Source organism: Pseudomonas zeae, from assembly GCF_014268485.2.
GTDB lineage: Bacteria > Pseudomonadota > Gammaproteobacteria > Pseudomonadales > Pseudomonadaceae > Aquipseudomonas > Aquipseudomonas neuropathica.
The window spans coordinates 3,586,279-3,605,250 of record NZ_CP077090.1; the positions used below are offsets into that span (position 1 = coordinate 3,586,279).

General features: G+C 59.4%; 20 protein-coding genes and 1 pseudogene. 13 read left to right on the top strand and 8 right to left on the bottom strand.

Annotated elements, in window-relative coordinates; genetic code table 11:
• The first annotated feature begins 105 nt into the window (after window positions 1-105).
• From HU754_RS15670 to HU754_RS15700, 9 genes and pseudogenes are all read left to right on the top strand, one after another.
• Window positions 106-288, top strand: a complete 183-nt coding sequence (locus HU754_RS15670) for a DUF6026 family protein (RefSeq protein WP_007914840.1) — start codon at window positions 106-108, stop codon at window positions 286-288.
• A gap of 209 nt (window positions 289-497) precedes the next feature.
• A complete protein-coding gene (locus HU754_RS15675) occupies window positions 498-2,246 on the top strand; it encodes a phosphoethanolamine transferase CptA (protein ID WP_186623322.1) in 1,749 nt (582 codons plus the stop codon).
• A 233-nt stretch (window positions 2,247-2,479) separates the two neighbouring features.
• A complete protein-coding gene (locus tag HU754_RS29450; RefSeq protein ID WP_225919909.1) occupies window positions 2,480-3,340 on the top strand; it encodes a hypothetical protein in 861 nt (286 codons plus the stop codon).
• Between the two features lie 11 nt (window positions 3,341-3,351).
• Window positions 3,352-3,717 (top strand): hypothetical protein, encoded by a 366-nt coding sequence (locus HU754_RS29455; RefSeq protein WP_225919910.1) that lies wholly within the window; start codon window positions 3,352-3,354, stop codon window positions 3,715-3,717.
• Window positions 3,718-3,839: 122 nt separating this feature from the next.
• Complete coding sequence (locus HU754_RS29460) at window positions 3,840-6,032, top strand: RCC1 domain-containing protein (RefSeq protein ID WP_225919911.1); 2,193 nt, start codon at window positions 3,840-3,842, stop codon at window positions 6,030-6,032.
• Between the two features lie 184 nt (window positions 6,033-6,216).
• Window positions 6,217-6,459, top strand: a pseudogene (locus HU754_RS15685) (DUF3077 domain-containing protein); the annotation flags it as partial.
• Between the two features lie 399 nt (window positions 6,460-6,858).
• Window positions 6,859-7,143, top strand: a complete 285-nt coding sequence (locus HU754_RS15690) for a DUF3077 domain-containing protein (protein ID WP_186625526.1) — start codon at window positions 6,859-6,861, stop codon at window positions 7,141-7,143.
• On the top strand, window positions 7,140-7,406 hold the full coding sequence (locus tag HU754_RS15695) for a short-chain dehydrogenase (protein ID WP_186625528.1): 267 nt from the start codon (window positions 7,140-7,142) through the stop codon (window positions 7,404-7,406). The genes HU754_RS15690 and HU754_RS15695 overlap by 4 nt, the downstream gene beginning before the upstream one ends.
• Before the next feature lie 206 nt (window positions 7,407-7,612).
• A complete protein-coding gene (locus HU754_RS15700) occupies window positions 7,613-7,822 on the top strand; it encodes a hypothetical protein (RefSeq protein WP_186625530.1) in 210 nt (69 codons plus the stop codon).
• Window positions 7,823-8,363: 541 nt separating this feature from the next.
• Here the strand turns inward: HU754_RS15700 and HU754_RS15705 are convergent.
• The 7 genes from HU754_RS15705 to HU754_RS15735 all read right to left on the bottom strand — a co-directional run bounded on the left by HU754_RS15705 (window position 8,364) and on the right by HU754_RS15735 (window position 14,088).
• Window positions 8,364-8,861 (bottom strand): GNAT family N-acetyltransferase, encoded by a 498-nt coding sequence (locus tag HU754_RS15705; RefSeq protein WP_095048851.1) that lies wholly within the window; start codon window positions 8,859-8,861, stop codon window positions 8,364-8,366.
• 121 nt (window positions 8,862-8,982) lie between these two features.
• Window positions 8,983-9,564: a DinB family protein gene (locus HU754_RS15710; RefSeq protein WP_186625545.1), complete on the bottom strand. Its 582-nt coding sequence runs from the start codon at window positions 9,562-9,564 to the stop codon at window positions 8,983-8,985.
• Window positions 9,565-9,582: 18 nt separating this feature from the next.
• Window positions 9,583-10,698 (bottom strand): cell division protein ZapE, encoded by a 1,116-nt coding sequence (gene zapE / locus HU754_RS15715; RefSeq protein ID WP_186625547.1) that lies wholly within the window; start codon window positions 10,696-10,698, stop codon window positions 9,583-9,585.
• A 22-nt stretch (window positions 10,699-10,720) separates the two neighbouring features.
• Entirely contained in the window at window positions 10,721-11,062 is a 342-nt protein-coding gene (locus HU754_RS15720; RefSeq protein ID WP_099759073.1) for a nuclear transport factor 2 family protein, read from the bottom strand.
• 52 nt (window positions 11,063-11,114) lie between these two features.
• A complete protein-coding gene (locus HU754_RS15725) occupies window positions 11,115-11,831 on the bottom strand; it encodes a helix-turn-helix transcriptional regulator (RefSeq protein WP_116256222.1) in 717 nt (238 codons plus the stop codon).
• Window positions 11,832-12,020: 189 nt separating this feature from the next.
• A complete protein-coding gene (speB, locus tag HU754_RS15730) occupies window positions 12,021-12,980 on the bottom strand; it encodes an agmatinase (protein WP_186625549.1) in 960 nt (319 codons plus the stop codon).
• Window positions 12,981-12,996: 16 nt separating this feature from the next.
• Window positions 12,997-14,088, bottom strand: coding sequence for a polyamine ABC transporter substrate-binding protein (locus HU754_RS15735; protein WP_186625551.1), 1,092 nt, complete (start codon window positions 14,086-14,088; stop codon window positions 12,997-12,999).
• 99 nt (window positions 14,089-14,187) lie between these two features.
• Between HU754_RS15735 and HU754_RS15740 the strand changes: the two genes are divergently transcribed.
• The 4 genes from HU754_RS15740 (at window position 14,188) to HU754_RS15755 (ending at window position 17,909) form a co-directional block, all read left to right on the top strand.
• On the top strand, window positions 14,188-15,087 hold the full coding sequence (locus tag HU754_RS15740) for a LysR family transcriptional regulator (protein ID WP_186625559.1): 900 nt from the start codon (window positions 14,188-14,190) through the stop codon (window positions 15,085-15,087).
• Window positions 15,088-15,302: 215 nt separating this feature from the next.
• Window positions 15,303-16,769 carry a nucleobase:cation symporter-2 family protein gene (locus tag HU754_RS15745; protein WP_186625561.1) on the top strand — a complete coding sequence of 489 codons (1,467 nt, stop codon included), beginning with the start codon at window positions 15,303-15,305 and terminating at the stop codon, window positions 16,767-16,769.
• A 67-nt stretch (window positions 16,770-16,836) separates the two neighbouring features.
• A complete protein-coding gene (locus HU754_RS15750) occupies window positions 16,837-17,310 on the top strand; it encodes an LEA/WHy family protein (protein WP_093432857.1) in 474 nt (157 codons plus the stop codon).
• Between the two features lie 53 nt (window positions 17,311-17,363).
• Window positions 17,364-17,909, top strand: a complete 546-nt coding sequence (locus HU754_RS15755; protein WP_186625563.1) for a GNAT family N-acetyltransferase — start codon at window positions 17,364-17,366, stop codon at window positions 17,907-17,909.
• Window positions 17,910-18,044: 135 nt separating this feature from the next.
• On the opposite strand, the gene HU754_RS15760 is transcribed toward HU754_RS15755, so the two are convergent.
• Entirely contained in the window at window positions 18,045-18,968 is a 924-nt protein-coding gene (locus HU754_RS15760) for a carbon-nitrogen hydrolase family protein (protein WP_093432863.1), read from the bottom strand.
• Window positions 18,969-18,972 lie beyond the last annotated feature (4 nt).

Consider the following 18,972-nt stretch of genomic DNA (forward strand, 5'->3'; position numbering starts at 1 on the left):
AGTTCCATTCACAGGCAAAAGAAATCAAAATCGGCGCCGATAGTAAGTCAGTACCCCAAAGCGGGGACGACCTACAGTTGATGCACGCCATTTGCGAGGTGAGCAATGGGCACAGTACACACAGCAATGCCGCCACAAACCCTGTACGTGACAATCCGTCGAGATGAATTGCGCCAGTTGAAAGACGAACGCGACCAGTTGAAACAGGAGCTGGCGCAGCTGCGCCTGTTGACCCAAGGTGTGCAGCCGCAACCTTTGCCGGTCGTTCAGCGTCACCCCCACGCCTGATCCCCGCCTGTTTCGGGAACGGCCGCCGCTGTTCCCGACATGATCCATCGCTGCCCGCCTCTCTATAGAGCAAAGCGGCAACTCACAAACTTTTCACATTCTCTTCGTAATACTCCGCCCCATTCTGGCCGTACCTGCGCGTACGGCCTCCGTTCGTCGGCTTCATGGATGTTCCGGCGGTGGTTGTAACGAGTGAGCTGGAGCGCCGAATGGCATTGTTCAAACGCAGCAAAACGACTGCGACAGGTTTCGACTGGGCCGGTTTTATCTGGCTGTTTGTATTCTTCTGGTACTTCTCGGGTATCACCCAACTGCTGATCCAGCTGACCGGCACCTCCGGCTTCAGCGGATTCCGTCAGGCGTTCTTCATGAGCGCGCTGTGGCTGGCGCCCATGCTGCTCTTCCCCAAACGCACCAAACTGCTCGCTGCGGTGATCGGCGTGGTGTTGTGGGCCTGCTCGATGGCCAGTCTTGGCTATTTCTTCATTTATCAGCAGGAATTCTCGCAAAGCGTCATCTTCATCATGTTCGAGTCGAACATCTCTGAAGCCGGCGAGTACATGACCCAGTACTTTGCCTGGTGGATGGTGGTGGCGTTCCTTGCACATACCGCGTTCGCGTATTTCCTGTGGACCCGCCTGCGCCCGGTGTACATGCCCCGTGGCCGTGCGCTGGTAGCGGCGACGGCGATCGTGATCGCGGTGGTCGGCTATCCACTGGTCAAGCAAACCCTGCGCATGGGCACCTTCGCCCAAGGCTTCGAGAAATTCGAAACCCGTATCGAACCAGCGGTGCCATGGCAGATGGCCGTGGCCTATCACCGTTATCTGGATACCCTTGCCGACATGCAGGGCATGTTGCATAACGTGAGCAAGATCCCGCCGCTGAAAAACCTCAAGGATGCCTCGGCCGACCAGCCGAAGACCCTGGTGCTGGTGATCGGTGAATCGACCAACCGTCAGCGCATGAGCCTTTATGGCTATCAGCGCAACACCACGCCGGAACTGGACAAGCTCAAGGATCAACTGGCGATCTTCGATAACGTCGTCACCCCGCGTCCGTATACCATCGAAGCGTTGCAGCAAGTGCTGACCTTCGCTGACGAAGAGCATCCGGATCTGTACCTGTCGACGCCGTCGCTGGTCAGCATGATGAAACAGGCCGGCTACAAGACCTTCTGGATCACCAACCAGCAGACCATGACCAAGCGCAACACCATGCTCACGACCTTCTCCGAACAGGCCGACGAGCAGGTGTACCTGAACAACAACCGCAATCAGAACGCCGCGCAGTACGATGGTGATGTGATCGAGCCGTTCAACAAGGCGTTGGCTGACGCCGCGCCACGCAAGCTGATCGTTGTGCATTTGCTCGGCACGCACATGAGCTATCAGTACCGCTATCCGCCGACGTTCGACAAGTTCCAGGACCGCACCGGCGTACCAGCCGGCGTGCGTGACGACCAGGTCCCGACCTACAACAGCTACGACAATGCCGTGCTGTACAACGACTTCGTGGTGTCGAGCCTGATCAAGGATTACGCCAAATCCGATCCGAACGGCTTCCTGCTGTACCTCTCGGACCACGGTGAAGACGTGTTCGACTCAGTGGGCCACAAGACTCTGGGCCGCAACGAAAACAAACCGACCGCGCCGATGTACACCATCCCGTTCATGGCCTGGGCGTCGCCGAAGTGGAAGGCCAATCACGACTGGAACTTCGCCGCCGACCTCGATCGCCCGTATAGCAGCTCGCATCTGATCCACACCTGGGCTGACCTGGCCGGTTTGAGCTTCGATGAACTCGACCACAGCAAGAGCCTGGTCAGCGACAGCTTCAAGGCTCGCCCCCTGCTGATCGGCGACCCGTACCAGACCGAGCAGCGTGCGCTGATCGACTTCAGTTTGATGAAGCCGAAGAAACCCGACGCCACGCCGGCGGGTGTCGCGCAGAAGTAAAGCCGCTGTGGATCTACCGAAGCGCTTTGCCTGATCCATTGAAAAGCTCTGTATCGAAAGATTCAGAGCTTTTTTCATGCTTTCAGAAACCCGGATCGATCGATGAACGATCCGTTCTGCAAACGCCTACCGCACGTCGGATTTCAGCCCCTACCTGTCAGATCTGACAGGTGCGCAATCCCGCCAATGCGCTTTCAATCACTCCGTTACCTCACCGAACGGAGCACGCCCCCATGTCCAACCCAACACCGGATGCCCTGAAGTCCCTCTACTTCCCTGCCCTGAACCCGCTCGACCCAGCGGAAGACTACGATGGCGGTATTCCCATTCGTGGCGTGGAAAACGGCTTGCAAGGCACCGTGCCTGCCTGGCTTTCCATGAGCATCGGCGACCGGGTCGATGTGTTTTGGAACAACGCTACGCAGGAAGTGTGGAGCAAGACCATTCAACACGAGTCCGAACTCAATCGGGATGTGATCTTCACCCTGGCCAAGGATTTTGTGCTCGACGGTGATGCCACCAACGTGTACTACAAGATTTCCGGCAAAAACTATCCCGGCGAAGAGTCCAAGCCGCGCTTGAAACTGCTGGTCAAACTGACCCGCCCCGGCGGATACGACGACATCCCCGGCGATGACGGGCACTCTGACCTCAACTTTTCCCTCGACCGCCACGAAGTCGATCAGGACTTTCCGCAAAACGGCGTGGTGACGATGCGCATCGTTCCCTACCGCAACCTGACCCGCTACGACCACATCCACGCCCGCTGGGGCAGCCAGCAAGTGATGCATCTGGTCACCCCGGAACAAGCGGCGGATCCGCTGAAAAATCCGATCGACATCACTTTCGATTACGACCTGATCAAGGCCGCCGGCGATGGCTCAGCGGTGGCGGTGGCGTTTCAGGTGGTCGACCGCTGCGGCAACTACCCGGATGAGCGCGCACCATGGTCGGCCCAGCAGCGGGTGCTGGTGGACATGAACGGTGACCGATTGGACGCACCGCTGGTGCTGGTCAAAGGCCAGCCGACCGATCGGGTGGACCTCGACACACTGGGTGACGACGACGTCATCGTTCGCGTGTACACACCCTAAAAGACTTTGCCGTGAACGACGAAGCGCTCCTCACCTGGACCGGCACCCCCGCCCAAGGCCCGCAAATCATCGTCGGCCCGTTATCGAAAACGGTGGAATTCGTGCCCTTTCAGCTCGACTTCATCATCCCCAACGAAGCCGTACGCGCCATCGCCAAGGGCAGCGCATCGGTGGGCTTTGTCCGGCGCCGCGAAGGTGAATCCGACCGCCCCTCGAAAAACGCCAGCGTCAGCGTCGTAGGCGATATCAGCCAGCTGCCCGCGCCTAGCGTCATCGAGGCCCCGGACGGGACGTTGCCAGTTGGCACTTTGTGGGCGACGACGAGTGTTCCGTGGTACTTCGGTCGCAACGGCAGTGATCTGCTGAACGTGATCTGAAAGCGCAGGCGCCCGGCGGCGACACTGTTTACTACGAAGACCCGCGTCCGGTCGGCAACGTAGCGGAAGGCGAGCCCGTTCTGCGCAACGTAAGCAAAACCGAAATTCAGCGTTTCGATGGTTTGAGCGTCAAGGTCTACTACGTCGTCACCAACAGCGAAACCACCCTGCTGAGCGTGCGCGAATCGCTGTCGTTCATCATGCAGGTCGGCGTGGCGAAGCCAACCTTTGATCGCCCGGAAGTCGTAGAAGCAGACGACAACAACGTGCTGGATCCGGACAACGTGCCGCCCTCCGGCGCAACCTTGGTCTTGACCCACACCGATACCCAGGACAAAGACCGGTTTTACTTCAACTGGAAAGGCTCGGCCAGCGGCGGCAGCTTCAGTGACCATATCGACCTGATCCCCGCCACTGCTGGCAAGCCGGTGCGGATGACCGTGCAGAAACAGTACGTCACAGCCAACCGCGACGGAACGGTGGTGGCGGATTACAGGATTGAGCGGGGGGGAGAAACGTTGGGGTATTCGCGGGAGTTGAAACTGCGGATCGGGGTGGTGGAGTTTAAACTCCCCGTCGCCACATTCAGCGAGGCGACTGGCGCACAAAAGGATCAACTGAACCCCGACGATATCTACCCTAACGGCGCCACGGTAGTCATCGCCGCCACTGCGCTGTTGAAGGAAGATGATGAAATTACCGTCACCGTGGAAGGCAAAACAACCACTACCCACTCGCACAAAGTTTTATGGGCCGAAGCGGGCAAAGAACTGACTTCGATCAAAATTCCGCATGCGCGGATCGAAGCGGAGGACGGTGGGGAGATTGCGCTGAGTTACAAGGTTGACCGTAAGGCAGGGGGCACTGACGGGCCGTCGGATCCGACGGTTTATGATGTGCGTAAAGTAGTTGTGAAAGACAAACTGAAAGTCTTGGGTGCTCGCCTAAACCACAACAGGTACGAAGCATTTGGCACCACACGGATCTTGAGCGCCTTTTCCGATACCGATCAACCTATAGAGGCCGAGTGGAAATACTCCTCGGATATTGACTGGAAAACCGCTAGTACCTGGAGCGACGATTCTCCGAACGAGCCTTTGCATGTCCGCACCGCTGATGCTCAGTTAACCCTCAATCCGGTCAATATCACAGCCAATGGAAGCGCCATCTTGGCTCAGCGAGATGAAGGAGATCTGGTGGGCTGGGGCAAAGCAGAATCAGGTGCCAATATTCCTCCGCATATTGCTCTCCTGAAGGACATCGTTGGAGTCAGCACTACTAACGCAGACTTTGCCATCCGTCGTGCCGATGGCGAAGTATTGGCATGGGGTGGAGGTGGGGGTGGTGACATGGGTAACACCAACCCGTTTGGTTTCACTGAGGTTATCGGTAACCTTGCTGCATTTGCCGGGCTAAAGGGCACCGGAGCTATCACCACTTGGGGTAGCGAAGATTTTGGAGGGACGCTTCCTGCACCGATCAGTGCGCTGACCGATATCGTTAGAGTGTTCTCTAATACTTGGAACTTCGCTGCGCTGCGGGCCAACGGAAAGGTGGTGGCTTGGGGGAGAACTCAACCAGGAGGCGGCATGCCTCCCGAAATCGGCGATCTGACTGACATCACCACGCTGCTCGGTAACAATGTGGACTTCGCAGGCCTCCGAAACCACGGTCAACTCGTCAGTTGGAGTATCGAAAGTAATGGTGGTGAACTACCTCAGGCCATAGCCGACTTGACCGACGTCATTGAGCTGAGCGCTTCCAGTGCCAAGGCGTTCACCGCCAAACGTATCACTGGTCAGCTCGTCGCTTGGGGACGCGAAAGTTTCGGAGGAACCATTGATCCAGTTATTGCCGAACTGAAAGATATTGTTGAAGTGAGTTCGACGGCAAATGCATTTGCCGCACGTAGGACCAACGGCCGTGTGATGGCTTGGGGTAGTGAATTGAACGGTGGGAAAATCCCACCCGAGATTGCACTAATGGACGATATTGTTCAGGTATGCGGTTCCAGTTTGGCGTTCGCAGCCTTGCGTAAGAACGGCACAGTCGTCGCTTGGGGTAACGCCAATTACGGCGGCGACGTCTCCCCCTTGGCTGATCAACTCGTTAAGGTGCAAGCTCTTTATAGCGGTCACGCCAGCTTCATTGCATTGACTGCCGATGGCCGCGTGGTCACATGGGGCGACCCGAGATTCGGCGGCGACAGCAGTGCCGTCCAAGACCGTTTGCGGGGCCAGGTATCCTATCTGGCCAGCCCTGTCTCAAGAGGTTTGGCACTTAAAGCCCGGCGTTTTAAAGAGGGAAGTAGATAACAGTAATTAACATTGGCAATCGTCCCGCAAGTCTAACAAGCGGTGCTCGTGTCCAGAGCGCCGCTTGTTTAATTCAATCTTTTTCAACGAGTTTTCACACGACTAGAGCCGATTAAAAATGCACTATTGTGAAAGCCCCCGCGAATTTTAAAATCCAGCCCACACTCCCCTCCCACTCGTCGGACTCCAACCCGACATCCCCCTTCTCGACGCCCTCGAACACGCCTCCGTTTACCTCAACTGCGCCGAAGCCCTCGCCCACCAAGCCCCCACCGCCACCCGCCCCGAGCACTGCGCCTCACTGCACTGGGCCAGTCAGCAAATGCTAGCCACCGCCCGCGCGTTGTTACTGGCCTCCGTCGCCAGAATTAAACGGGGCCAGACCACGTTATCTGCATTTCTGATCGAAGATCGCAGTCTTCAGTAACTCCTAAGCGATTCAGTAGGAACTGCTGCAGGCTGCGATCTCTTTTTGGCGGAGGGAACTGACAGATTGTCAAAGCGCGTAGCCTTGCCCCTACAAAGAATCCCGCCAAACGCCGGCAGATTGCAGCGGTTGACTGCCCTGCCCTCACTCCCTATCCTCGCGCCTGTCACGACTCATTCGTGATCGGGTTTGACGGCTCGGCGGTTTTTAAGGTGTGCATTGTTCTCCAACTTTGCTAGCGCGCTCGCGTGCTCGAAACAAAGCTAAATGGTGACTGTGTGCGGGGCACTTTCGAGTGCGCCGGGTACCTTAGACCGGTCCGTCAACCTGCGCACAGTTGCCACCCATTCGTTTGACGGCGATCTGGTGGCAACTCCTGATGACTAAGGAGCTACACCGATGACCGATCCAACCACGATATCCACCCCCTTCGCCCCCTGCGACCACGTCGCCCACCACCTCTTCACCGTCCAACCCGATATCCCCCTCCTCGACGCCCTCGAACACGCCACCGTTTACCTCAACTGCGCCGAAGCCCTCGCCCATCAAGCCCCGACCGCCACCCGCCCGGAACACAGTGGCTCTCTGCACTGGGCCAGTCAGCAAATGCTAGCCACCGCCCGCGCACTGGTACTGGCCTCCGTCGCCGGTCTGCACGCCGCGCAGGCCGGAGGTGAAGCATGAGTGCGCACATTTCGATGACCCACAACGAGGACAGCATTCCGGTTTTACTGATCTCCACCGAAGCACCGCTGGATGTCTTGCACAGCAGCGCGGCCAGTCGCTTTCTGGCGGCAACGCAGATGATGGAAAGTCTGGCCAGTCTGGATATCTCGTCCGCCAAGGGTGCCGATGTGCAGCAACTGGCCCATGCGGCGGCGATGTTGCTCCGCGATGGTTGTGACGTGATGGATGTGCTGGGGCGACAGATTCGCTTGCGGGTCTGAGTCTTGACTGGAAGCTCTGATCCCCGTTCTTCGGGCGCGGCGCACCTTCGTTTGATGTGCGCCGCATCTCTCAGATATCGCCTCGCAACATGCTGCAAAACCTGCACTGAAGGGGCGTTAACCCCGCGTTAATTCAGGCCTCCCAGACTCTCTTCCGAGATCTGCTTCATGGACGAACGGCTCCCACTTGTTCAGTAGGAGGCACCATGAAAATCACCACCGCAATCCTTGCCGGGCTGTTTGCCCTGGGTTCTGCCAGCGTTTTTGCCGAGGGCGGCGCTGAGCGTATGCGTTATTACTACGACAATTTCCCGGTTCACCAGGCCCAGAGCGAGCAGAAGAGCGACGCCAACGGGAAAGAGATTCGCGTTCCCGCCGATCAGACGGCGCAAGTGACCGAGTCGTATCGCGACTGAGATTGACCGAGCAACCGATGGACCTTCCGTGGCTCCGCTCTGGCCTGGAAGAAGACAGTTTGGCGCCCTGATTGGGGCGCCTTTTTTATGGGCAATGAGCGGGGTGTTCGACCTTATGCTGTCGCGAGTTCGCAGATGGGGTTGGGTCAGCAAGATCCAACCCCCTCACCCCAGCCCTCTCCCCAAAGGGGCGAGGGGGAAAGGGAGCTGTTTTGTGTGCTTTTCAAAACCTGAGTTCGGCTTGATGTCTCAGGTCGGCGTACTTTGCCTGAACACCTCGGTCAGTCCCCTCTCCCAAAACACAGGAGCTGTTTTGTGTGCTTTTCAAAACCTGAGTTCGGCTCGATGTCTCAGGTCGGCGTATCTCGCCCAAACACCGCGGTCAGTCCCCTCTGCCAAGACACAGGAGCTGTTTTGTGTGCTTTTCAAAACCTGAGTTCGGCTTGATGTTTCAGGTCGGCGTATCTCGCCAAAACACCTCGGTCAGTCCCCTCTCCCTCTGGGCGGTCCGACGTTTCGGGAGGGTTAGGGTGAGGGGCTTCTAGGCCTGCAAACTCTTGATCCAGAACTGCATGCGCCCGTGATCCGGGTCGAACATGCCCGGCGCAAAGCCGAACTTGCTGTAGGCATTCTGCGCCACGGCGTTGCCTTCCAGCACTTCGAGGGTGATTTTGCAGCAACCGCGCTGGCGAGAAATTTCCTCGACTTTCTGCAGCATCTTCTGGCTCAGGCCGAGACCGCGAAAGCGGCCCACCACCGCCACGTCATGGACGTTGACCAGCGGCTTGCAGGCAAACGTGGAAAACCCTTCAAAGCAGTTCACCAGCCCCGCCGGTTCACCACCGACAAAGGCCAGCACACTGAACGCATGCGGGCGCCGGGCCAGTTCTTCGGGCAGCCGACGCAGCAGCTCAGGGTCGAGCGAATGACCGCCGCCCATCGGGTCTTCTGCATAGTGGTTGAGCACGATACCGATGGCCTCGGCGTGCGTTGGATTGCTGTAGCTGGCCTGAAGTACAAGAATTTCTGCGGAATCCATTTCCATCCCCGAACACAAAAGCCCCGGCGCGCAAAGTGCGTACTGAAAGGCTGCCTGACATTAGCGCGGGGGTGATCGGGCGGGCAACCGACAAATGCAAAAGACTTTTGCTGTTTACCCGTCAGTGCCCCCAGATCAACTCTTCGGTCCAGCCCAGTTCGGCAAAGTCCTCGGCGCGTAGACTGCTCTCGCCGACGCAGAAAAACTCATCCAGTTGCGGCGGTTTCACCACGGTATCGCTGAGCATCGCATGCACCTGCCCCCGGTGATGAAGCTGATGCTCGAACAGGTGCGAAAGCATGCGCAAACGGCTGTCGTGCTGCGGCGTATCACGGGCGATGGTGACGATGCGGGTAAGATCGGCATCGCGCAGTTGCTCGCAATAGGCGATCAGACGTCGATCAACGTGGGCCTGCTCTTCGCGCAGTTGCGGGCCGTCGGCAAACGGCTCGTCCACGTTGAAAAACACGTAGCAATCGGAGTGCGGTTCAGCTCCGCGCAACTCACGCTCCAGTGCATCGACGTAGAACCAGTCGCAGGTGAGGATGTGATTGAGGGTCAGACGAATGCTCGGAAAAAAACTCACCCGAGGCGCCGCCAGATCCGTCGTACTCAGCTGCGTCCAGGCCTTGGCCAGGCGATGATTGGCCCAGGCATTCTGGTAAGCCATGGTCAGCAAATGATGGGATAACGCTTGGCTCATGTCGGCGCCCTCTTCCATTCAAGCTTCGGCAAAACGCTGCAGCTGCATCTCCTGCAAGCGACTGAGGGTGCGGCGGAACGGAAATTCCAGATAACCCTCGGTGTACAGCGCATCCATGGGTACTTGCGCTTCGATGTACAGCGGCACCTTACGGTCGTAGCACTCGTCGACCAGCGCAATGAAACGCCGCACGCCGTCGTCGTGAACCGACAATTGCGGCAACTCACGGTCGCCCGCAACTACCCGCTGCGCGGCGTCTTCAGTGCCGCGCGCGATCCGCCCTTCGCGTTTCTGCGCACTGAGATTGGGTACTTCGCTCAACAGAATAGCCGTGTAGCGGTCGCACAGCGCGATGAAATCCATGGCGGCGAACGGTTGCTCGCAGAGATCGGCGTAGCGGCACCACAACACCGTTTCACTGGCCTGCACCACGTTCAATTGGCGATGCCCGACCGCCACCGGTTCGACGCTGGCCCGTTGCCCGGCGGTCAATGCCTGAAAGACTTCCTCTAGCGCACTCACCGCAGACGTGGCGACAAAGTAGCGTTGCAGACCTGCCCCCGGATGCAAGCGATGATCCTCGGCGCCATTCACTGCAACCACCTGCATATGCGCCTTGATCGCGGCAATCGCCGGCACAAACCGGTCGCGATTGAAGCCATCGGCGTAAAGATCATCCGGCGGCAGATTGGACGTACAGACGATCACCACGCCTTCGTCGAACATCACCTGAAACAACCGACCAAGAATGATCGCGTCACCGATGTCGTTGACGAACAACTCATCGAAACACAGCACCCGCACCTCGGCTGCCAGCTCCCTGGCCAGCGCACGCAACGGATCGGCAATCCCGGTCAACTGGAATGAACGCTGATGGACCCAGCCCATGAAGTGATGAAAGTGTTGGCGTCGCGCCGGCACCCGCAGGCTCTGATAGAACTGATCCATCAGCCAGGTCTTACCGCGCCCGACCGCCCCCCACAAATAAACGCCGCTGACCGAAGCGGCCCCGGCGTGCAGCGCTTCATGGCATTTTTGCAACGCCCAGACCGCGTGTTCCTGGGCTTCATCCTGGATGAAGCCCTTGTGTTGCACGGCGTGTTGCCAGGCGCTGAGAGGAGAGTCGAAAGTCATGCGCGGCAGTATGCCACGATGGTTACAGGGAAATATCCAGTCGGGCGATTTTCCCCTGCTCGTTCAAGCGAAACGTGTAGCGCAGCTGCGCCGGGCTGCCGGGGAAAGTTCCGGAAATCAGCCCGTTTACCAGCACTTTGCCGGTGCGCTGCTGCACGTCCAGCACTTCGACCCGTGGCTGATAGCGTTGCCCGGTGTCGTGCATCCATTGCGCGATGGCTTGCGGGCCGACCTGATGTTGGCCCTCGTCGAACACGTTGGCATCCTCGGCAAAAAAACTGGCGACCCTGGAAGTATCGCGTGCGTTGGCCGCATCGATATACGCAGCAATCGCCGGGGCCAGTGCAGAGACGGGATGAGACATGGTTGCAGCTCCTTTTTGTTTGGTTCTGCGCCCATCCTAAAACAGCGTTGCGTCAGTTTTTGTCAGGAGTGAAACGTCCGCTTTCATCCAGTTGCATCTGCTCGCGCCATGTGCGCAACAGATCGCTGCGCCGTCCCGGATAACCCTCGCCCTGGCGGCTGGCTGCGCTGATGCGGTCGGTACGAAACGTACGATAGGCGCTGCGCAACTCGCACCACGCAACGATGATTCGCACCTCATTGAGGAAGCCCAGCGCCAAGGGCCAGATCAACCGCTGGCTGGGCACCTGTTGCGCGTCGGCGTAATCGATGTGCAGTTTGGCCTGGTCGCGGATGGCATGGCGAAACACGTTCAACGGCACGGCGTTTTGCGGAAAACCATAACCCGGCGGGCCCGCCATCACGGTGGGATTGCGCAGCGCTTCCTGAGCCTGCGGATCGAGCACGGCAGCAATTTTCGCCAGCGCATCCGCCGCGGCTTTGCCGAGAACTTCGTCACCGCGCTGATCGACGTAACGCAAACCGAGGACGATGGCTTCGGTTTCGTCGGCATTGAGCATCAGCGGCGGCAGAAAGAGGCCGCTGCGCAACACATAACCAATCCCCGCCTCGCCATGGATCGGCGCGCCGAGGGCGGTCAGTTCCGCGATATCGCGATAAAGCGTGCGCTCGGACACTTCCAGCTCGGCAGCCAGGGTCGCCGCCGTCACCGGGCGCTTCTTGCCGCGCAGCACTTGCAGCAAAGTCAAAAGACGAGTGGTACGCGACACGTTGGGCAGGCTCTGGAGGGCAAAGATGTTCGAGCTTAGCAGAGGCTGGTGTCAGAAACTGGCAGGAGCCTTGGCTGAAAATGTGGGAGCGAGCCTGCTCGCGAAAGCGGCGGGTCAGTCAACAAAGATGTTGGTTGAGCTGACGCCTTCGCGAGCAGGCTCGCTCCCACAGGGGTTATGGTGTGCGGGTTAAATATCAACCTTGTGGCGGGCGGCGTAGAGGCAGAGCATTTCCATCGCCAGTGTGGCAGCGGCCAGTGAGGTGACGTCGGCGTGATCGTAAGCCGGGGCGACTTCCACCACATCCATCCCGACCAGATTGATGCCGCGTAAACCGCCAAGAATCTCCAGCGCTTGCGCGGTGCTCAAGCCGCCGCACACCGGCGTGCCGGTGCCAGGTGCAAACGCCGGATCGAGGCAATCAATATCGAACGTCAGGTACACCGGGTTATCGCCAACCCGCGCGCGGATCGCTTCGACAATGGCGTCGCAACCACGTCGATGCACCTGCCGCGCATCGAGTACCTGAAACCCCATGTGATCGTCATTGGTGGTGCGCAAGCCGATCTGCACCGAGCTTGCCGGATCCACCAGCCCTTCCCGAGCGGCGTGCCAGAACATCGTGCCATGATCGACCCGCTTGCCCTCTTCGTCCGGCCAGGTGTCGCTGTGCGCATCGAAGTGAATCAGCGACAACGTCCCATGTTTGCGCGCGTGAGCCTTGAGCAGCGGGTAGCTGATGAAGTGGTCACCGCCAAATGTCAGCATCGCGCTGCCAGCGTTGAGAATGCGCTCGGCGTGAGCTTCGATGCTTTGCGGAATGCTGTGTGGCGCGCCGAAATCGAAATCGCAGTCGCCATAATCGATGACCGCCAGATGATCGAACGGGTCAAACGTCCACGGCCAGTGGCGTTCCCAGGCAATTCCGGTGGAAGCGGCGCGAATCCCGCGTGGTCCGAAGCGGGCGCCGGGACGGTTACTGGTGGCGGTGTCGAACGGCACGCCGCTGACCGCGACATCGACGCCGCGCAAGTCACGGCTGTAGCGCCGACGCATGAAACTGGTAATGCCGGCGTAAGTACTTTCGGCGGCGGTGCCATAGAGGCTGTCGCGAGTCATGGCCTGATCGTTTTGCATGGGCACATCCATCGTGGGGCTCCTGTTGTTATTGATGACTACGGAAAGTGGTCCACAGACGCGTGCGCTGACGCATGTCTTTGAGGCTCATGCTGCGATCGGCATACAGCCGCGCGCGAACTTCGCTCGGCGGATAGATGTCGGGATCGTTACGCACGGCCTCATCCACCAACGGCGTGGCGGCCTGGTTGGCGGTGGCAAAAAACAGTGTGTTGGTCAGTTCGGCCACGGAATCGGGGCGCAGCATGAACTCGATGAACGCCCGCGCGGCTTCGGGGTGCGGCGCGTCTTTGGGAATGGCCAGATTGTCCTGCCACACCAGCGTGCCTTCCTTAGGAATGCGGTAGGCCACTTCGTACGGTTTATTGGCCTTGTGCGCCTGATCAGCGGCCATGCTCGCGTCGCCGTTGTAAGTCAGCGCGAGGCACACGTTGCCGCTGGCCAGGTCATTGATCTGCCGGCCGCTGGCGACATAGAGCACCGACGGCTGGAGTTTCTGCAACAACGCCTCGGCGGCGGCCAGGTCGTTTTTGTCGGTGCTGTAGGGATCCTTGCCCAGATAATGCAGGGCCAGACCGATAACTTCCTGCGGCGAATCGAGGATCGCGATGCCGCAGTCTTTGAGCTTGCTGGCGTTCTCCGGTTTGAACAACAGATCGAGGCTGTTCAGCGGCACATCAGGCAGCCGCTGCTTCACGGCCTCGACGTTCATGCCCAGGCCCAGCGTGCCCCAGGTGTACGGCACGCCATAGCGATTGCCGGGGTCGACAGCGGCCATTTTCTCCAGCAAATCCGGATCAAGATTGGTGTAACCCTTAAGTCCCTCGTGAGGGATTTCCTTCAACGCGCCGGCCGCGAGTCCCCGCGCCAGAACGCTGGACGACGGCACCACTACGTCGTAACCACTGCCGCCGGTGAGCAACTTGGTTTCCAGCACCTCGGAAGTATCGAAGGTGTCGTAGCGCACATGAATGCCAGTCTCCTGCTCAAACCGTTGCAGGGTTGGCGGCGGTACGTAATCGGCCCAGCTGTAAAGATTGAGTGTCTTGTCCTCGGCCTGAGCCTGAACAGCCACCGACAACAAAAGCGCGGGGAAACACAGCTTGAACACGGGAGCCATGACGAACACCTGACCGGAGGAAGTGGTTGCAGGATGCGCCGTCGGATACATTAGAAAAATAGCCGAATAATTATCCTGACTTTACCCCGGAGTAATGTGATGTTGGGTCAACTCCACGACGTGGACTTGCAGCTGTTGCGCCTGTTTGTGCGGGTGGTCGAGTGCGGTGGTTTCAGTGCAGCCCAGGGTGATCTGGGCCTGAGCCAGTCGAGCATCAGCCAGCAAATGGCCAAACTCGAAACTCGCCTCGGCTATCGTCTGTGCAGCCGTGGCAAGGGCGGTTTCAGTGTCACGCCCAAGGGCGAGCAGTTACTGACCGCGGTGCGCAGCCTGTTTGAATCGATCGAAGCCTTTCGTCATCAATCCAACGGCGTCGCCGGGCGCTTGATCGGCGAAGTGCGCCTGGGGATTTCCGAGTCGGTCGATCAGTCGGTGCTGCAACGGGTGGCGGCGGCAATCCGGCGTTTTCGCGAGCGTGATGAGTCGGTGCGCATCGAACTGATCAGCGCCATGCCCGGCGAAATGGAGCGGCTGCTGTTGCAACAGCGGTTGGACTTGGCGATCGGCTATTTTTCGCAGGTGCAAAGTGCCTTCGACTATCGCCAGTTGTTCAGCGAAACCCAGCATTTGTACTGCGCTGCCGGCCATCCCTTGTTCACTGATGACGCGCCCAGCGATGCCGCGTTGCAGGCCTGCGACCGGGTCGATCACCCCTATCGGTTTTTTCGCAGTGACGAGCCGTTTCAGGGCAAGGTCTGCTCGGCGCGCTCGGAGCAGGTGGAAGGCACGCTGACCTTCATTTTGTCGGGTAAACACGTGGGGTATCTGCCGGATCACTATGCGCGGAGCTGGCAAGCGAAGGGCCTACTGAAGCCGATCCGTGAGGGCGAGTTGAGTTTCGAAGTCGCCTTTCATCTGGCCCGGCATCGGGCGCAGGTGCCGGGGGATGCGCAAAAAGCTTTTGAAGAGGATTTACTGGGCGCATTCAATCTCGCGTAGGAGCTGCCGCAGGCTCGGGCCGCGATCGGACGATCTTTTGATCTTAAAAGATCGCAGCCTCGTTTCACTCGACAGCTCCTACACGGGCGTTTGCCGTAGCGACCCGTAAAACCTGACCTTTCAGGCAGTTATTGCTCGTTGCCCTTACCGCCCTCTTCCGGCATTCTGCGCCTCCATTTTCTGACCCGGCCCCGCCTCGCGGCGCGCAAAACACCATGACCGCCTCTGAAAAAGCCCCGCGCAACAACGACCTGATTTACGGCCTCAACGATCGCCCGCACCTGACTGCTACCGTGTTTGCCGCGCTGCAACACGTGCTGGCCAGCTTCGTCGGCATCATCACCCCGACGTTAATCATGGGCGGCGCCCTCGGTCTGCAAAGTGAAATCCCCTACCTGATCAGCATGGCGCTGTTCGTCTCTGGCCTCGGCACGTTCGTCCAGGCCAAGCGCTTCGGCCCGGTCGGTTCGGGATTGTTGTGCCTGCAAGGCACCAGTTTTTCCTTTATCAGCGTGATTCTCAGCGCCGGTTTCATGGTCAAGGCGCGCGGTGGCGGCACCGATGAAATCCTCTCGACGATCTTCGGCGTGTGCTTTTTTGCCGCGTTCATTGAGGTGGTGCTGAGCCAGTTCATCGGCAAACTGCGCATGCTGATCACCCCGGTGGTCACCGGCACCATCATCACGCTGATGGGGCTGTCGCTGATCAAAGTGGCGATGACCGACATTGCCGGCGGTTTCGGCGCGCCGGATCTGGGTGCAGCCAGCCATGTGTTTCTGGCGGCGCTGGTGATCGGCACCATCGTCGTGTTGAACCGCGTCGACGTGCCGTTTCTGCGCTTGGGCGCGATCGTTATCGGCCTGACCCTTGGCTACGTAGTCGCATGGCTGATGGGCACCGTGGATTTCGCCGCGATGCCAGAGGTGCCGCTGGTCAGCGTGCCAGTGCCGTTCAAGTACGGTTTCAACTTCGACTGGGTGGCGTTCGTGCCAGTGGCGGTGATTTTCCTCGTGTCGCCGCTGGAGGCTGCGGGTGACCTGACCGCCAACTCGATGATTTCCCGGCAACCGGTCAAAGGCCCACTGTACATCCGGCGGATCAAGTCCGGCCTGCTCGCCGACGGCCTCAACTCGGCCATGGCCGCCGTGTTCAACAGCATGCCAATGGTAACCTTCGCGCAGAACAACGGCGTGATTCAGCTCACCGGCGTGGCCAGCCGTTACGTGGCCTTCTTCATTGCCGGTTTGCTGGTGCTGCTGGGACTGTTCCCGATGATCGGCGCAGTCTTGCAACTGATGCCGAAACCGGTACTCGGCGGCGCCGAACTGGTGATGTTCGGCACTGTGGCGGTGGCCGGGATCAAGATCCTCGCCGAAGCCGGCCTGCATCGGCGCAACATGCTGATCGTGGCGATTTCGCTGGGCATGGGCCTGGGCATCGCGGCGGTGCCGGAAGTGTTGCGCGAACTGCCGCAAGCGCTGCGCAACATCTTCGAATCACCGATCACAGTCGGCGCGTTGTGCGCTATCGTGCTGAACATCTTCCTGCCGGAAGAATTCATTGAGCTGGAAGAAGACGATTTCGACCCGGAAGCTTCTATTCTTCAGGTCATGGAAAACCCGGACATGCCGGCCAAAGGTGAACCTGCCCCAGCGGCGGCTGTCGCACAGTTGAACCGCTAACGTCTGGCCTTCAATAGAAAGGGCTGAGCCGGCGACGGTTCAGCCCTTTTTTGTTGAGAGACCGTTTATGCGCCGTTTTCAAGCCGTCATTCTGTCACTGCTTCTGCTGTCCCTCAGCGCCTGTGCGCTATTCCCCAACCGTGATCCGGTGAACATCAACGTGGTCGGCCTCGAACCGTTGCCAAGCCAGGATCTGGAAGTGCGCTTCGCCATCAAGATTCGCGTACAGAACCCCAATGAGACGGCCATCGACTACAACGGCATCGCGCTGGATCTGGAGGTCAACGGCCATTCGCTGGCCTCGGGTGTCAGCGATCAGAGCGGTTCGATCCCACGCTTCTCCGAAACCATTGTCAGCGTTCCGGTCAGCATCTCGGCGTTCTCGGTACTGCGCCAGACCTTGGGCCTGAGCCAGACGCAAACCCTCGACAACCTGCCCTATGTGCTGCGCGGCAAGCTCGCCGGCGGCCTGTTTGGCACCATGCGCTTTGTCGACAGCGGCAAGCTCAGCCTGCCCAAGGCCACTGCCGCGACCTGGTAAAAATGCGTTAGCCTGCTTCTTTCCCCAAAGACATTCAGGGAGGCTGCAGGTTTATGGAAGACACACCGACGCTGTACACCGAACGACTGATCCTGCGCCCCTTGCAACTGGCCGATGCCGACGCCGTGCAGCAACTGTTTCCCCACTGGGATGTGGTGCGTTATCTGAACGCGGCGGTGCCATGGCCGTATCCCGAGGACGGCGCCCTCACCTATTTGCGCGATGTTGCCTTGCCAGCCGTGGCGGCGGGCAAGGAATGGCACTGGTCGATTCGCCGCAAGTCCGCGCCCGAACAGTTGATCGGCAACATCAGCCTGATGGATCAAACTGACAACCACCGTGGATTCTGGCTGACACCGGCGTGGCAAGGTCAGGGCTTTATGACCGAAGCGAGCGCAGCGGTGACCGATTACTGGTTCAACGTACTTCAACGCCCGCTGATGCGCGTGCCGAAAGCGGCGCCGAATACCGGCTCGCGCAAACTCTCGGAGCGCGCCGGGATGCGCTTGATCCGGACCGATGAAGATGATTTCGTCGGTGGGCGTTTTCCACGAGAAATCTGGGAAATTTCCCGGGAAGAATGGCAGCAACGCCACTGATTTCCAGACACACCACCGATCCATTGTAGGAGTGAGCCTGCTCGCGATAGCGGCGGATCAGCCGGCATCTCTGTTAATGACACACCGCTATCGCGAGCAGGCTCACTCCTACAGGGTTCGGTGTCAGGCAGTACCCTAAGTGTTGAATCGCACGCCCGGTTTGGCGCGCTCATCCACACTCAACTCAAACACATCCGGCCGCGCGTAGTGCCCGACCACATCGTAGTCATACCGCGCCCGCACCAGTTCATCGGTGTCAATTTGCGCCGTTAGCAACCCCGCCTCGCCCCGCAACGGCCCGGCCAGCACGTCGCCCATCGGCCCGACAATCACGCTCCCCCCGGCAATCAACGGGCGATCCGCCGGCCAGTTGGCAATCTCCACGCCCAGTTCATTCGGTGACGCCTGCACCTGACAGGCGCTGACCACAAAGCAACGGCCTTCATGAGCGATGTGGCGCATGCTGACCTGCCACATCTCGCGTTCGTCGACGGTCGGCGCGCACCAGACTTCGATGCCTTTGGCGTACATCGCCGTGCGTAGGAGAGGCATCATGTTTTCCCAGCACACCACCGCGCCGAGCTTGCCAACCTGACTGTCGAACACGGGCAGGGTCGAGCCGTCGCCCTTGCCCCAGATCAGCCGTTCGGTGCCGGTGGGCATCAGTTTGCGGTGTTTGCCGACAAGCCCGGCCTGCGGATCGAAATACAGCGCCGTGCAATACAACGTGCTGCCAGCCCGTTCAATCACGCCGATCACCAGGTTGGCCCCGGTGCGCGCCGACAGACCGGCCAGCGCTTGCGTTTCGGCACCCGGCACATCGATCGCATTGGCAAAATATCGGGCATAGGCTTCGCGCCCCTCCGGCAGGCGATAACCCAATTGCGTGCCGAAGCCCTCGCCTTTCGGATAACCACCCAACAGCGCTTCCGGCATCACCACCAGTGCCGCGCCAGCCTCGATGATCGCGCCCTCCCAACTCAGAATCTGCTCCAGGGTCGCGCTTTTGCCTTCGGGCAAAGCACCGATTTGCAGCGCAGCAACAATTGATTTGGCCATCGCG

Excerpts from the sequence above, each read along its gene's own strand:
- HU754_RS15670 (WP_007914840.1), top strand. The coding sequence starts at position 106 with ATGGGCACAGTACACACAGCAATGCCGCCACAAACCCTGTACGTGACA.
- HU754_RS15675 (WP_186623322.1), top strand. The coding sequence starts at position 498 with ATGGCATTGTTCAAACGCAGCAAAACGACTGCGACAGGTTTCGACTGG.
- HU754_RS29450 (WP_225919909.1), top strand. The coding sequence starts at position 2,480 with ATGTCCAACCCAACACCGGATGCCCTGAAGTCCCTCTACTTCCCTGCC.
- HU754_RS15690 (WP_186625526.1), top strand. The coding sequence starts at position 6,859 with ATGACCGATCCAACCACGATATCCACCCCCTTCGCCCCCTGCGACCAC.
- HU754_RS15695 (WP_186625528.1), top strand. The coding sequence starts at position 7,140 with ATGAGTGCGCACATTTCGATGACCCACAACGAGGACAGCATTCCGGTT.
- HU754_RS15700 (WP_186625530.1), top strand. The coding sequence starts at position 7,613 with ATGAAAATCACCACCGCAATCCTTGCCGGGCTGTTTGCCCTGGGTTCT.
- HU754_RS15705 (WP_095048851.1), bottom strand. The coding sequence starts at position 8,861 with ATGGATTCCGCAGAAATTCTTGTACTTCAGGCCAGCTACAGCAATCCA.
- HU754_RS15710 (WP_186625545.1), bottom strand. The coding sequence starts at position 9,564 with ATGAGCCAAGCGTTATCCCATCATTTGCTGACCATGGCTTACCAGAAT.
- zapE (WP_186625547.1), bottom strand. The coding sequence starts at position 10,698 with ATGACTTTCGACTCTCCTCTCAGCGCCTGGCAACACGCCGTGCAACAC.
- HU754_RS15720 (WP_099759073.1), bottom strand. The coding sequence starts at position 11,062 with ATGTCTCATCCCGTCTCTGCACTGGCCCCGGCGATTGCTGCGTATATC.
- speB (WP_186625549.1), bottom strand. The coding sequence starts at position 12,980 with ATGGATGTGCCCATGCAAAACGATCAGGCCATGACTCGCGACAGCCTC.
- HU754_RS15735 (WP_186625551.1), bottom strand. The coding sequence starts at position 14,088 with ATGGCTCCCGTGTTCAAGCTGTGTTTCCCCGCGCTTTTGTTGTCGGTG.
- HU754_RS15740 (WP_186625559.1), top strand. The coding sequence starts at position 14,188 with ATGTTGGGTCAACTCCACGACGTGGACTTGCAGCTGTTGCGCCTGTTT.
- HU754_RS15745 (WP_186625561.1), top strand. The coding sequence starts at position 15,303 with ATGACCGCCTCTGAAAAAGCCCCGCGCAACAACGACCTGATTTACGGC.
- HU754_RS15750 (WP_093432857.1), top strand. The coding sequence starts at position 16,837 with ATGCGCCGTTTTCAAGCCGTCATTCTGTCACTGCTTCTGCTGTCCCTC.
- HU754_RS15755 (WP_186625563.1), top strand. The coding sequence starts at position 17,364 with ATGGAAGACACACCGACGCTGTACACCGAACGACTGATCCTGCGCCCC.
- HU754_RS15760 (WP_093432863.1), bottom strand. The coding sequence starts at position 18,968 with ATGGCCAAATCAATTGTTGCTGCGCTGCAAATCGGTGCTTTGCCCGAA.